The following is a 12,281-nucleotide window of genomic DNA, read 5'->3' as shown; positions in this document are numbered from 1 at the left end:
AACAGGCGCGCGTAATGCTGAATACGGCCCCGTAGCGCGGCGGCGTAGCGTGTCCCCCATGGACGTGGAGGGTGAGGCGGCGCGGATCCTGGCCGCGCGGTGCGGGCCGCCCACCGGTCACAAGGCGGCGAGGAAGGCGAGCATGGCGGCGTTGACCTGGTCGGGCGCCTCCATCTGAACGAAGTGGCCGGCGCCCTCGATGACGTGCACGCCGCGCAGGCCCGGCACCTGAGTCTCCATCTGCTCCAGTGCGTCGGACCCCATCATCTGGAGGACGGGATCGCGCTCGCCCACGACGAACAGCGTGGGAACGGTGACAGGCTCGTCCGGACGGCTCTGCTTCTCGTTCCACACGTGGTCGTAGGCCCGATACCAGTTGAGGCCACCGGTGAAGCCCGTCCGGCGGAACTCGTCGGCGTAGAAGGCGAACTCGTCCTGCGACAACCATGGCCATGGCAGAGGCGGGGCTTCGGGGAGCACATCGAGGTATCCGTTTCCCTCGCTCGGGTGCTGCCAGATGTCGAGGTACCGGTAACCGCCGCTGAGCGCCCAGAAGACGTTCGCCAGGAAACGGTCTGGTTCGGCCCCCAACTCCTCGTCCGCAGGCCCCTCCTCCTGGAAGTAGTGCACATGCACGAAGTGCTGTTCGGCCATGCGCGCGTACAGCTCGGTGGGCGGACGCTTCGAGACGGGCATGCGCGGCACGCTCAGCTGCATCAGCGCCTTGACCCGTCCAGGGGCCCATTGGGGGAGGTCCCAGACGAGAGCCGCCCCGAAGTCGTGGCCCGCGCAAACGACCTCGTCGATGTCCAGGGCGTCCAGGACGCCGACGAGGTCGGCGACGGTGTGCCGCCGGTCGTAGGCCCGCGGCGAAGGCGGGCGGCTGCTGCGCCCGTATCCGCGCATGTCGAGGGCGATGGCCCGGTATCCCGCCGCGGCCAGAGCCGGGAGCTGCCGCCGCCAGCTGTACCAGAGGCCCGGGAAACCATGGCACATCACCACCGGGAGACCGTCGCCCTGCTCGACGGCGTGAAGGGTGACGTCACCCGCGTCCAGCATGTGGTGCTGCTCGCGGAAGCTCATACCAGGTCCTCCCTCCGCCAGGACGATCCTGAAGCCTCGCGCGCGGCGCGGCGCTCCGTCCTCCCGTTCACCGGGACGGCGGTTGGACGGGCGGCCGTCCCGTCGGCGAAGGTCGGGCCACCATGTCACAACTCCCGAGGTCGCAGCCCCCGAGTCCCGACCTCGCCGCGCGCGTCGCCCGGCTGGAGGCCATCGAGGAGATCAAGGCGCTCAAGCACCGCTACCTGCGGGCCTGCGACGCCAAGGACCCCGACGGGTTCCGGGCCTGCTTCGTCGCCTCGGGCGCCTCGATCGACTACGGCCGGCTGGGCGCGTTCGACGACGCGGAGGGCATGGTCAGGGTCTTCGAGGCGATCGCGCTCCGGAAGGTCGACGGCCGGAACGCCGTCCTCGACATGCACCACGCGACGCACCCGGACATCACCGTCCACGACGGGACGCGCGCGTCGGGACGCTGGACGCTCAAGTTCCGCCAGGTGAACCTGGAGGACGGCACCGAGTCGGTGAGCACCGGCGAGTACGACGACGAGTACGTGGTCGAGGACGACCACTGGAAGATCGCGAAGTGCCGCTTCCGCCGCTACTGGACGATCACCCGTCCGCTGGGCCCCGGCTGCCGCGTCGACCAGGCCGGTCAGTCCGAGTCCGCGAAGGAGACGTAGCCGCCGGTGTCGGTGATGGAGACCGTCCTGCCGTCCTTCTTTCCTGCCGGTGGCCGCGGTGTCGGGACCTGGGGGGCCGGCCGGTTGCGGCACGGGACGACCCGTCCGCTGACCAGGTAGGTGCCGACCGAGGTCCCGGATCCGGTGCGCCGGCCGTCCTGCTCGTAGACCCCGGAGGTGGTCAACGTCCAGATCATGAACTGGCCGCGCCCGAAGTGGCCCGGGTTGATCGTCATCTTCCAGCCGCCGCCCGGCCCCGGGAGATCACTCGGCACGGTGTAGAGGCCGTCCGGCATGTCGTACACGTTCGGCGGGAGATCGACCTGCCGGGCATAGGGCTGCGGGCACACCTGGCCCTCCGGGATGGAGTACACGACCGCCGGCACGCCCAGCGAGCGCAGTTCTCGCGAGAGCGCGTCAGCATCACGTGAGGCCAGGGTCCTCCCGGTGACCTTGACGGTGACCAGGCCGGACGGATCCCGGGTCACCGCGTAGGCGGGCTGAGCGCCACCTGTCCAGACCGGAAGAACGCCGGCGACCGCGCACGCCGCGCACGCCGCCCCCGCGAGGCCCCACGCCCGTCGCCGGCGCACCGCCCGCGACCGGCGCGGCGGCCGGGCCGCCGACGCGCGAGCGTCCCGCTCCGTTTTGGCGACGACCGCCGCGGTCAGCTCGGCCAGCCGCCGTTCCTGATAGCCCGCGAGCGGGGTGTCGTCGCCGTCCAGATGGCGATGGCCCCCTGCCCGCCGCGCCTTGTCGCGCTCACCGGCATGGCGCCGCCACTCGGCGGCCACCACGTTCCGGGCGATGCCCAGCAACCACGCTCGCGGGCTTCCCCGGCCGGCCTGGTATCGCCCGGATGCGTCGATCGCCGCCAGGAACACCTCCGTGGTCAGATCGTCGACCGTGTGAGGGTCGGAGATCCGGCGGGCCACGAAGCGGGTCACGTCCCCGACATGCCGCCGGTAGAAGACCTCCAGCGCCGAAGGATCACGACCGATCGCGGCGACGTCCGCCGGATCCGTTTCCACGGCCGACTTCCCATCTCCCATCCAAGGGCCTCCCGCCATGTGCTGTTTGGTCTTCTTGGTAGGAGAGCCTCGTCGTGTTACACCCCACCGGCCCTGTGCGGATCGGGACCGCGGCCCGGCTAGAGTCGCACCCGACGAGCGACGCGAGCCCGCAGGCGGCCCCGGCCCCGGAAAGCGGCCCGCGGCTCGGAGCTCGCGCGCGGCTCGGCGCTCGTGGGCGAGACGGACCTGGTGAGCAGCACGGACCTGGTGGACAGCGTGGAACCGATTTTCCGGACGGCCGCGGCGGACGACGTCCCGGCCCTCGTCGCGCTCGTCGAGAGCGCCTACCGCGGGGACTCCAGCCGCGACGGCTGGACCACCGAGGCCGACCTTCTGGACGGCCAGCGCACGGACCCGGAGGCCGTGGCGGCCGTGGTGCACGACCCGCGGGCGGTGATGCTGGTGGCCGAGACGGACGGCGCGCTCACGGCCTGCTGCCAGCTGGAGGACCGCGGCGGGCACGCCTACTTCGGCATGTTCGCCGTCAGCCCGTCCCAGCAGGGCGGCGGGCTCGGCCGCCGGGTCCTGGCCGAGGCCGAACGGCGGGCGCGCGAGCAGTGGGGCGCGACCGAGATGCGCATGACGGTGATCAGCCTGCGCGAGGATCTGATCGCCTGGTACGTCAGGCGCGGCTACACCCGGACCAGCGAGACGAGCCCGTTCCCCTACGGCGACGAGCGCTTCGGCCTGCCCAAGCGCGACGACCTGGAGTTCGAGCTGCTGGTGAAGAAGCTCAGCTGACGCCTGCGTACATTTCGGCCGGGCCGCCGCGTACGCCGGGCCCGGTGGCGCCCATCGGCGAGGGCGTCGAGGGTGCGCTGGACGCGCGACGTCTGGTCCCACGCCGGCCCGGTCGAGAAACCGGCCACCACCAGCGGGCGGGTGTCGTCCGCGGCCCACGGCAGGCGCCGGCCGGAGGGCGGATGCTCGTCGCGCACCGGCCCGACGTAGTCGAACGACGGCGGCGCCTAGCCGGCAAGGGGGTCCAGTTCCCGGATGCTGGTGCACAGCGGGAGGAACGGCGTCCAGGCGTCCCACAGCCGGTCGATCGGCGGACGTCCGGCCTGGCCGCGCACCGCGTTCACCGCGGGCAGGAGCACCCGTTCCATCGGACCGCCCGGCGGGCACAGCGCACCCGGCGCGCTGTGCACGGCCCCTGCTTCCCGGCGCCGTCCCAGGTGAGCAGCAGCCAGCCCGCCATCGCTGTTGAGGGTTGGCCGCTGCCCGTCAGCTGTTTGGCGACCAAAGCCTCACTGGGAGTTTCAATGACACCCTTGAAGGTGTTGATCGATGGGAGGCGGGTGCGTGAAGTTCGTTCTCGAAGTGGACATGAGTGAGGGCGCCGTCGCGCAGGACGCCGTCGCCGAACTGGGGCGGATCCTGCGGTACTGGGGCGGGAACGTCCGGCACTACGAGTTGAGGCCGGGGGACGGGTCCGCCGTCTACGACTCGGACTACCGCGAGGTGGGGCGCTGGGAGATCACCGAGACGCCCGCGTAGACCGGCGAAACGGACGCACGGCGGAACGCCCGGTCGGGAGAGATCCGGCCGGGCGCCTCGCGGGGAGCTCAGCGGGAGTTCAGGAGCGCGACGGGATCAGGCGGAAGGCGACGAAGGCGGGAGACTGCTCCAGCTTCGCGTGGTCCTCCGGGTAGCGGTCGGCCATCTCGGGGACGGGCCGCGGCTCCAGGAGCTCCTCGATGAGGAACCCGGCGGCGCGGAACTCGGCGCAGATCGCCGTCAGGGGGCGCCGCCACGCCCGGATCGGCCAGTCCCGTTCGGGGCTCAGCGACTCCTCCACAGGCTCTTCGAGGAAGTAGGAGCCGCCCAGGCGCAGCCATCCCGCCATCGGATGCTCCGTCGAGAGGACGACGGCGCCGCCCGGGGCCAGCAGTCGGCGGAACTCCTTCAGCAGCGCGACGCGGTCGTCGAAGTAGTGCAGCGCCAGCGCCAGCACCACCAGGTCGACGGAGGCGTCCGGCATCCAGGCCACGGGCGTGGACAGGTCGTGGACGCGCAGGTCGGCGCGGCCTCCGGTGCGTTTCATGGCCATGTCGACGAAGGTGGGGCTGACGTCGCAGCCGGCCACGCGGGCGCCGCGGTCGAGCAGTTCCCGCGCGTAGAGGCCGGGACCGCACGCGGCGTCGAAGACGGTCAGGCCGGCCACGTCCCCCGCGAGGCCGAGCACGGCGGGACGGTCGTAGAGGGCGTTGTAGGAGCTGTCCTCGGCATGGGTGGCGTACTCGTGGGCGAAGCGCTCGTACATGCCTCCGATCGTGCCAGAAAGATCAACCGGAGGGGTCAGGAGGACGGCCGGTCTCTGTCAGGCCCTCGGGCACCTCCGGCAGGACGGAGGTGAGGTAGTCGCGCGCCGCCGCCGACGTTCCGACGTCGCGTCCCGCCTTCTCGGACAGGAACCAGCGGTGTTCGAGCACCTCGTGGAACAGTTCGACGTCGTCCAGCCGGTCGCGCAGATCGGGCGGGACCGCGGCGACGACCGGCTCGTACACGTCCGCCAGCCACCGGTTCGACGCGACCACCTCGGGGACCGGGCCGCCGCGGACCCGCTCCAGGTGGCCGCGGTAGGCGGCGATGTCGTTGAGGAGGCGGCGGGCCTGGTTCTCCTGCGCGTCCAGCCCGGTGCGGGCCATGAGGATGCGGCGGTGGTGGCCGGGTTCGGCCACGCGGGTGCGGACGCGCAGGCGGGCGCCGGACGGCCCCGCGTCCACCAGCTCCACCTCGTCCACGTCGAAGCCGAGGGAGTTGATGCGGCGCAGGCGCTCGGCGATGCGGTAGCGCTGCTCGTCGGGACGAAGGACCTCCTCGCGGGTCAGCTCGTCCCACAGCCCCCGGTAGCGGCGGACGGTGTCGTCCGCGACGTCGATCGGATCGACCTCGCCGGGGAGCGTGCCCGCGGCCGCGAGGTCGAACAGCTCCCCGGCGATCCGCTCGCGGGCGAGGGAGAGGTCGTAGCCGCGCTGCCCCTCGGTGAGGGAGGGGTGCAGTTCGGCGGTCTCCGCGTCCACCAGGTAGGCGGCGAACGCCCCGGCGTCCATGCGGAACAGGACGTTGGACAGCGAGCAGTCGCCCCACATGAAGCCCGCCAGGTGCAGCCGGACGAGCAGCTCCACCAGCGCGTCCAGCAGCCGGTCCGTGGGGTGGCCGTAGCGCGCGTTGGCGAAGAGCGCGCGGTAGGACGAGGAGTGGTCGAGGAACCGGGTGACAAGGACGGCGTCCAGCTCCGGGCGGTCCACGACCACCCCGACGACCTCGACGGCGGGCAGGCCGAGCTCGCGGAGCCGCCGCAGGAGCCGGTACTCGCGGCGCGCCAGCCGCGCGTCCAGCTCCTTCACCGCGTAGACGCCCCCGCCCTCGGACACGAACCTGACCGTGTGCCGGGACAGGCCCCGCTGCCGGATCTCCACGATCCGCTCGTCGTCCCAGGCGTCGAGCGGCTCGGACCACGGCAGGTCCAGCAGGCCGGCCGACGACTCCCCTGGCGGGGTGAAGACGAAGTGCACGGCTCAGGGTCGCGTCGCGGACGTCCCGCCCGCGGTTTCGGCGGCCGGCTCGCGCTGCGCCTCCCGGTGGGCGGCGCGCGACTCCTCCGCGAGCCGGTCGAGCTGCGCGACGCGCTCCTCGTCGCGGGTCAGGTTCTCGCCGGTGGCCGGGTCGAACAGGTGCACCCGCGTCGTGTCGATCCACAGCTCCGCCCCGCGCCCCGGCGCGATCATGCTGGCCGCGTCCAGCGCCACGACCGCCTGGGTCCGCAACTGGTCGCCGTCGAGCTCCCGCGACAGGTCCCGCAGCTGTGCGGCGAGGTCCTCGGGCGCCTCGTACGGGACGTAGGCGTACAGCTCGTTGCCCAGCCACTCGGTCACGTCCACCCGGACCCGCACGAGGCTGCCGCGCGCCTGCTTCTCCTCGCCGACGAGCGAGGCGTCCTCGAAGTGCTCCGGGCGGATCCCGACGAGCACGACCGACCGGTCGCCGACCGCGGCCGCCTTGCGCGCGTCGCGCAGCTCGAACCGCCCGAGCGGCGTCTCCAGGAACACGCCGTCCGCCGCGCGGTCCACGGACGCGGGCAGGAAGTTCATCGACGGCGATCCGATGAACCCGGCGACGAACAGGTTCACCGGCTCCTCGTACAGCTCGCGCGGGCTCCCGACCTGCTGCAGGACGCCCTTGCGCAGCACCGCGACCCGGTCGCCGAGCGTCATCGCCTCGGTCTGGTCGTGCGTGACGTACACGGTGGTGACGCCGAGGCGCCGCTGGAGCCGGGAGATCTCCGTGCGCATCTGCCCGCGCAGCTTGGCGTCCAGGTTCGACAGCGGCTCGTCGAACAGGAACGCGTCCGCCTGCCGGACGATCGCGCGGCCCATCGCGACCCGCTGCCGCTGCCCGCCGGACAGGTTCGCGGGCTTGCGGTCCAGGTGCTCGGTCAGCTCCAGCAGCTCGGCGGTCTCCGCCACGCGCCGCCGCACCTCCTCGTCGGCGGTCTTGGCGAGGCGGAGCGGGAAGGCGATGTTCTCGAACACGCTGAGATGCGGGTAGAGCGCGTAGTTCTGGAACACCATCGACAGGTTCCGCTCCCGCGGCGCGACCTTGTTGACGACCCGGTCGCCGATGACCATCTCGCCGGACGTGATGTCCTCCAGCCCGACGATCATCCGCAGCAGCGTGGACTTGCCGCAGCCGGACGGCCCGACCAGGATCATGAACTCGCCGTCCCGCACGTCCAGGGACACGTCGTTCACGGCCGGGAAACCGTCGCCGTACCGCTTGACGATGTTCTTCATGGTGATGGCGGCCATGGTTTCCTCTCAGCCTTTGACGGCGCCGGACGTCAGCCCGGCCACGATGCGGCGCTGGAACGCCAGGACGATGATCACGACCGGGACCGTGACGACGACGGCGGCGGCGCAGATGGCGGTGGTGGGCTGCTCGAAGTAGGACTCCCCGGTGAAGAACGCCAGCGCCGCCGGGACGGGCCTGGCCCGGTCGGTGGAGGTCAGCGAGATCCCGAAGACGAAGTCGTTCCAGCAGAAGAAGAAGGTCAGGATCGCGGCGGTGAACACGCCGGGCGCCGCCAGCGGGACGATCACCTTGCGGAACGCCTGCCAGGAGGTGGCCCCGTCCACCTGCGCGGCCTGCTCCATCTCCCACGGGATCTCGCGGAAGAACGCCGACAGCGTCCAGATGGCGAGCGGCAGCGCGAACGAGATGTAGGGGATGATCAGGCCCGGCCAGGTGTCGTACAGGCCGATGTTGCGCCACAGGTCGAACAGCGGACCGACCAGCGACACCACGGGGAACATCGCGATGGCGAGCGCGAACGACAGGATCAGCCTCTTGCCGGGGAACTCCAGCCGCGCGATGGCGTAGGCGACCAGCGTCGCGAACACCACCCCGACGAACGTGGCGATCAGCGAGATGCCGATCGAGTTGATCAGCGCCGAGGTGAACAGGTCGGTCTTGAAGACCGTCTCGTAGTTGTCCCACGTCCAGGTCTTGGGGAAGAAGCCCTGGACGTTGCCGATCTCGCTGGGCTGCTTGAACGACAGCATCACGATCCACACGATCGGGAAGGCCGTCCACACCAGGATCAGCAGCGAGGCGACGATCCACAGCGACTTCGAGCGCGACGACTCCATCAGCGATCACCTCGCACCTGGGACAGGTCCACGCGGAACCCCTTGATGAACACGGCCGCGATCAGCACCACCGACAGGAACAGCAGCACCCCGACCGCGTTGCCGAGGCCGAGCTCGGTCCGGGTGATGATCTGCTGGTAGGTCAGGAACGACAGCACCTGGGTCTTCTCCTGGCCGGACGTCATGACGAACACGTTGTCGAAGATCCGCCACGCGTCCAGCGTCCGGAACAGCACCGCGACGAGGATCGCGGCCTTCATGTTGGGGATCGTGACCCGCTTGAGGCGCTGCCACGCCGTCGCGCCGTCCACCGTCGCGGCCTCGCCGAGGTCGGCCGGCACCTGCGCCAGCCCGGCGAGCAGCAGCAGCGACACGAACGGGGTCGTCTTCCAGATCTCCGACAGGACGATCACGAACAGCGCCGCCCAGCGGTCGGAGAACCAGGCGAAGTCGCCGAGCCCGAACCAGGAGTTGACGAATCCCGACTGGACGTCGAAGGCGTACTTCCAGGCGAACGCGGAGATGACGGTGACGATCCCGTAGGGCAGCAGGATCGCGGTCCGCACGGTCCGCCGCCCGAAGACGGCCCGGTGCATCACCATCGCGAGCGCGAACCCGATGACCAGCTCCACCCCCACCGTGGCCACGGTGATGATCAGGGTGGTGAGCACCGTCTGCCAGAACAGGGCGTCCGACAGCGCGGTCGCGTAGTTGCCGAGCCCGACGAAGCGCCGGTCCTCGGGCGCGGTGATCCGGTAGCTGAACAGCGACTGGTAGACGGCGTTGACCAGCGGGTACGCGGTGACCAGCAGCATCACGACCACGGCGGGCAGCGAGAGCAGCAACCCGAGCCTGCGCTCGGCGCGGCCGCGGTCGGAGATCTCCGCGCGGGCGGGGGCGGGGGCACCGTCGGCGCGGCCGAGCTTCGGCGCCGTTTCTGCGGACGTCATCCGGACACCTTTCTTTCCGAGGCTTCCCTCACGGCGGCGCCGGCCTCGCGGCGGTCCTGTCTCACAGCAGGGCCTGGTCGCTCAGGACCGCCCGGACGAACTCCGCGGACCGGCGCGGCGTCGTCGCGGGGTTCACCGAGGCGGGCGGATGCCAGCGGTTCTGGATGGCGCCGGACAGGTCGGCGTAGTAGGGGGTGGCCGGACGGGGCGCGGCCGCGGCGATGGAGTCCCGCATCAGCGGGGCCATCGGGAACTCCTTGAGGATGTCGGGATCGTCGTAGATCGCCGGGCGGGCCGCGACGTTGCCCTCGTCGAGCATGTAGCGCTTCATGTTGGCCGGCGAGGTGATGCACCGGACCGCGTCCACGGCCAGGTTCTTGTGCTCGCTGTAGGCGCCCACGCCGATCTCGATGCCCCCGAACGGCGGTCTGCTCGGCTGCCGCGGGTCGACCCGCGGGTAACGGGCCCAGCCGAGGTCGCCGACGATGTTCTTGCCGATGGCACCCGCGTCGGCGTCGCCCTTCTCGGCCCGCCAGACGTAGCCCCAGTTGAGCAGGAAGCCGCCGCGCGCGCCGTTGATCGTCGCCCGGGACTGCTCCTCGATGTCGGTGGACAGCGTCGGGCTCGCCGCGGCGGACCGGGCGAGCCTCCGGATGATCGAGGCCGCCTGCCGGCCGGCCGGGGAGTCGATGTCGATGCTCGCGTCGTCGCCCTTCTCGGCGCCGCTGATGACGCGTCCCCCCGCCGAGGCGATCAGGGCGTTGATCCACACCATGTAGCCCTCGTACCGGTTGCCCTGGACGCCGATCGTGGTGTTCGTGCGGACGGCCGCGGCGATGAGCTTGTCCCAGGTGAAGTCGGCCGCGTTCGGGTCGATGCCCGCCTTCTTCGCCACCGACTTGCGGTACCAGAGCAGCTGCGTGTTGGCCCAGAAGGGCGCCGCGTAGAGCTTGCCCTCCCACATCGAGCTCTGCACCGCGGGGGCGAACACCCCGTCGGTCAGCGGCGCGGCCTCGCTCTTGGTGAACGGCCGCAGGAACCCGGCGTTGGCGGCCTCCGCCACGAAGACCGGGTCCAGGCTCATGAGGTCGAGCCCGGAGTCCTTGGCGGCCAGCCGCCTGATCAGCTGCTCGCGCTGCTGCGTCGCGTCGCTCGGCAGCAGGGACGTCTCGATCCGGTAGCGGCCGCCCGCGGCCTGCGTGCAGGACTTCGCGATGGCCGCCTGGCCGCCGTTGTCGGGGTTGACGTACCAGGTGAGCTTCGGCGCCCCTCCGCCGTCCCCGCAGGCCGTCAGCCCCCCGGCCAGCAGTGCCGCCGCCACCGCGCCCCTGAGCCAGGCCGATCGCGCCCGCTCCGCGGGACCGTGCCGCCCGGCCGTCCTCTCCCGGGGCCGGACGCGTCCCGCCTGCTCGCTCTCCGTTCGGTCGACTCGCTCGCCCATAGGGCCTCCCGGTGCTCCCACCGGACTGCGGGCACTTCGCCGGGCCGCACCCTCGGCGGGATTGGCCCTCCATTCGAACATCGGATCGCGTGAGTGTCGAGATCCGGAGAGTAATCGAAAAGCAAAGGCCCTTGGTCCGGATATGGCAATGCCCCGATCGGCACGTGATACACGTCACGACAAGAAGGCGCGAAGGGGGCGCGGGCCCCGACCGACCCGCGCCGCCCTCCGCGCCTTCGCCTGATGGGCGGGTATGGCGTGGTGAACGGCCCTAGTAGCCGCCCCCCGACCCGTAGCCTCCGCCTCCGCCGCCCCCGTCACCGGTGCCGGAGCCCGTGCCGGCGGCCTTCTTGCCGGTCGGCGTGGTGGCCCACCAGACCCCGCCCACGCCCTGGCCCTTGGTGTCGCCGGGCTGCTTGTCCTGCTCGTAGTAGTACATGGGCCAGCCGTCGATGGTGAGCTGGCACTTGCCGTCGTCCTTGCGCTCGATGAAGTTGACGACCTTCTTCGAGACGCCTTCGAGCTTGAGGTGCTTCCAGCCGTTGAAGACGGCCGGCGGCCACGCCTTCTTGCACGAGCCGAAGCAGTTCGTCGTCGGCGGCTTGTTCCTGTCCTTGTCATAGCGGTAGAGCGTCATGCCCTTGCCGTCGGTCAGGATCAGGCCGAGTTTCGGGTCCCGCCTGGCCTTGACGACCGTCCAGCCCTTCCAGCGGTTGCCGTTCGCCTGCTTGAGCGGGGCCGCCTTCTTGCCGGTCGGGGCCGCCGCGTACCAGGTGCCGCCCACGCCCTGGCCCTTCGTGTCGCCGGGGCTGCGGTCCTTGGCGAACCGGTAGAGCGGCCACCCGCCGAGCGTGACCTGCCACTTGCCGTCCGGCCGCTTCACCTTGCCGACCAGCGACTGCTGGACGCCCTTGACCTCGGTGTTCCCCTGGCCCGCCCACACCGGCGGCCACGCCTTGGCGCACGCGGCCGCGCAGGTCGACGCGGGCGGCCGGGAGGTGTCGTTGTCGAAGCGGTAGAGCGTCATGCCCGTGCCGTCGGTGACGACCCTGCCGAGCTTGGTGACGCTGGCCACCTCCAGCACCGTCGGCTGCGGGGCGGGCGACTCGGACGGCTCGGCCGACGGCTCCGCCTGCGCCCGGGAGCCCGCGGCGTTCTGCTTCCCCCCGGCCTTCTCCTGACCGCACCCGCTCAGCACCAGTCCCGACGCCGTGAGGGCGGCCGCAGCGGGGATCGCCCAACGTGGGAATTTCATGTCGTGTCCTCCAGGTCGTCCTGGGCCCCGGCTCCGGTTCCAGGTCCCGCGCGTCGATCGAGGTGGAGCCGCCGCTCCTGGATCGAGGAGGAATACGGTGAACCCCTCGGAGCGGGTTCAACCGCCTGGAACCGGTCGCCCGCGCGCCGAGTCACATCCCTGT

Annotated in this window: 13 protein-coding genes; 3 read left to right on the top strand and 10 right to left on the bottom strand. The window is 71.3% G+C overall.

The window, feature by feature from the left end; genetic code table 11:
* Positions 1-117 precede the first annotated feature (117 nt).
* Entirely contained in the window at positions 118-1,083 is a 966-nt protein-coding gene (locus AB0K37_RS10575; protein WP_363977902.1) for an alpha/beta hydrolase, read from the bottom strand.
* 122 nt (positions 1,084-1,205) lie between these two features.
* Between AB0K37_RS10575 and AB0K37_RS10570 the strand changes: the two genes are divergently transcribed.
* Positions 1,206-1,745, top strand: coding sequence for a nuclear transport factor 2 family protein (locus tag AB0K37_RS10570; RefSeq protein WP_363977899.1), 540 nt, complete (start codon positions 1,206-1,208; stop codon positions 1,743-1,745).
* Here the strand turns inward: AB0K37_RS10570 and AB0K37_RS10565 are convergent.
* Positions 1,718-2,776 carry a sigma factor gene (locus AB0K37_RS10565; RefSeq protein WP_363977896.1) on the bottom strand — a complete coding sequence of 353 codons (1,059 nt, stop codon included), beginning with the start codon at positions 2,774-2,776 and terminating at the stop codon, positions 1,718-1,720. The two genes, AB0K37_RS10570 and AB0K37_RS10565, sit on opposite strands and share 28 nt — an antisense overlap.
* Before the next feature lie 258 nt (positions 2,777-3,034).
* On the opposite strand from AB0K37_RS10565, the gene AB0K37_RS10560 reads away from it, so the two are divergent.
* Positions 3,035-3,559: a GNAT family N-acetyltransferase gene (locus AB0K37_RS10560; protein ID WP_363977893.1), complete on the top strand. Its 525-nt coding sequence runs from the start codon at positions 3,035-3,037 to the stop codon at positions 3,557-3,559.
* A gap of 227 nt (positions 3,560-3,786) precedes the next feature.
* Here the strand turns inward: AB0K37_RS10560 and AB0K37_RS10555 are convergent, their stop codons facing one another.
* The gene (locus tag AB0K37_RS10555; RefSeq protein WP_363977890.1) at positions 3,787-3,927 is read right to left on the bottom strand and encodes a hypothetical protein; all 141 of its coding nucleotides are present in this window, start codon (positions 3,925-3,927) and stop codon (positions 3,787-3,789) included.
* Between the two features lie 196 nt (positions 3,928-4,123).
* On the opposite strand from AB0K37_RS10555, the gene AB0K37_RS10550 reads away from it, so the two are divergent.
* The gene (locus tag AB0K37_RS10550) at positions 4,124-4,318 is read left to right on the top strand and encodes a hypothetical protein (protein ID WP_363977887.1); all 195 of its coding nucleotides are present in this window, start codon (positions 4,124-4,126) and stop codon (positions 4,316-4,318) included.
* 79 nt (positions 4,319-4,397) lie between these two features.
* Here AB0K37_RS10550 and AB0K37_RS10545 read toward each other — a convergent pair whose 3' ends face one another.
* The 7 genes from AB0K37_RS10545 to AB0K37_RS10515 form a co-directional block, all read right to left on the bottom strand.
* A complete protein-coding gene (locus AB0K37_RS10545) occupies positions 4,398-5,084 on the bottom strand; it encodes a class I SAM-dependent methyltransferase (RefSeq protein ID WP_363977884.1) in 687 nt (228 codons plus the stop codon).
* Positions 5,085-5,106: 22 nt separating this feature from the next.
* Positions 5,107-6,339, bottom strand: a complete 1,233-nt coding sequence (locus AB0K37_RS10540; RefSeq protein ID WP_363977881.1) for a DUF4032 domain-containing protein — start codon at positions 6,337-6,339, stop codon at positions 5,107-5,109.
* A 3-nt stretch (positions 6,340-6,342) separates the two neighbouring features.
* Positions 6,343-7,632: a sn-glycerol-3-phosphate ABC transporter ATP-binding protein UgpC gene (gene ugpC, locus AB0K37_RS10535; protein ID WP_363977878.1), complete on the bottom strand. Its 1,290-nt coding sequence runs from the start codon at positions 7,630-7,632 to the stop codon at positions 6,343-6,345.
* Positions 7,633-7,641: 9 nt separating this feature from the next.
* Complete coding sequence (locus AB0K37_RS10530; RefSeq protein ID WP_363977875.1) at positions 7,642-8,472, bottom strand: carbohydrate ABC transporter permease; 831 nt, start codon at positions 8,470-8,472, stop codon at positions 7,642-7,644.
* Positions 8,472-9,422: a sugar ABC transporter permease gene (locus AB0K37_RS10525; protein WP_363977872.1), complete on the bottom strand. Its 951-nt coding sequence runs from the start codon at positions 9,420-9,422 to the stop codon at positions 8,472-8,474. Before AB0K37_RS10525 ends, AB0K37_RS10530 begins: the two co-directional genes overlap by 1 nt.
* 61 nt (positions 9,423-9,483) lie before the next feature.
* Positions 9,484-10,863: an extracellular solute-binding protein gene (locus AB0K37_RS10520; RefSeq protein WP_363977869.1), complete on the bottom strand. Its 1,380-nt coding sequence runs from the start codon at positions 10,861-10,863 to the stop codon at positions 9,484-9,486.
* Between the two features lie 271 nt (positions 10,864-11,134).
* Complete coding sequence (locus AB0K37_RS10515; protein ID WP_363977866.1) at positions 11,135-12,118, bottom strand: hypothetical protein; 984 nt, start codon at positions 12,116-12,118, stop codon at positions 11,135-11,137.
* Positions 12,119-12,281 lie beyond the last annotated feature (163 nt).

The organism is Actinomadura sp. NPDC049753, from assembly GCF_040674655.1.
Classification (GTDB): domain Bacteria; phylum Actinomycetota; class Actinomycetes; order Streptosporangiales; family Streptosporangiaceae; genus Spirillospora; species Spirillospora verrucosospora.
This window is presented reverse-complemented; position numbering and strand designations above follow the sequence as displayed.

Coding starts and splice junctions, on each gene's coding strand:
- AB0K37_RS10525 (WP_363977872.1), bottom strand. CDS start 9,422: ATGACGTCCGCAGAAACGGCGCCGAAGCTCGGCCGCGCCGACGGTGCC.
- AB0K37_RS10575 (WP_363977902.1), bottom strand. CDS start 1,083: ATGAGCTTCCGCGAGCAGCACCACATGCTGGACGCGGGTGACGTCACC.
- AB0K37_RS10530 (WP_363977875.1), bottom strand. CDS start 8,472: ATGGAGTCGTCGCGCTCGAAGTCGCTGTGGATCGTCGCCTCGCTGCTG.
- AB0K37_RS10520 (WP_363977869.1), bottom strand. CDS start 10,863: ATGGGCGAGCGAGTCGACCGAACGGAGAGCGAGCAGGCGGGACGCGTC.
- AB0K37_RS10570 (WP_363977899.1), top strand. CDS start 1,206: ATGTCACAACTCCCGAGGTCGCAGCCCCCGAGTCCCGACCTCGCCGCG.
- AB0K37_RS10515 (WP_363977866.1), bottom strand. CDS start 12,118: ATGAAATTCCCACGTTGGGCGATCCCCGCTGCGGCCGCCCTCACGGCG.
- AB0K37_RS10545 (WP_363977884.1), bottom strand. CDS start 5,084: ATGTACGAGCGCTTCGCCCACGAGTACGCCACCCATGCCGAGGACAGC.
- ugpC (WP_363977878.1), bottom strand. CDS start 7,632: ATGGCCGCCATCACCATGAAGAACATCGTCAAGCGGTACGGCGACGGT.
- AB0K37_RS10555 (WP_363977890.1), bottom strand. CDS start 3,927: ATGGAACGGGTGCTCCTGCCCGCGGTGAACGCGGTGCGCGGCCAGGCC.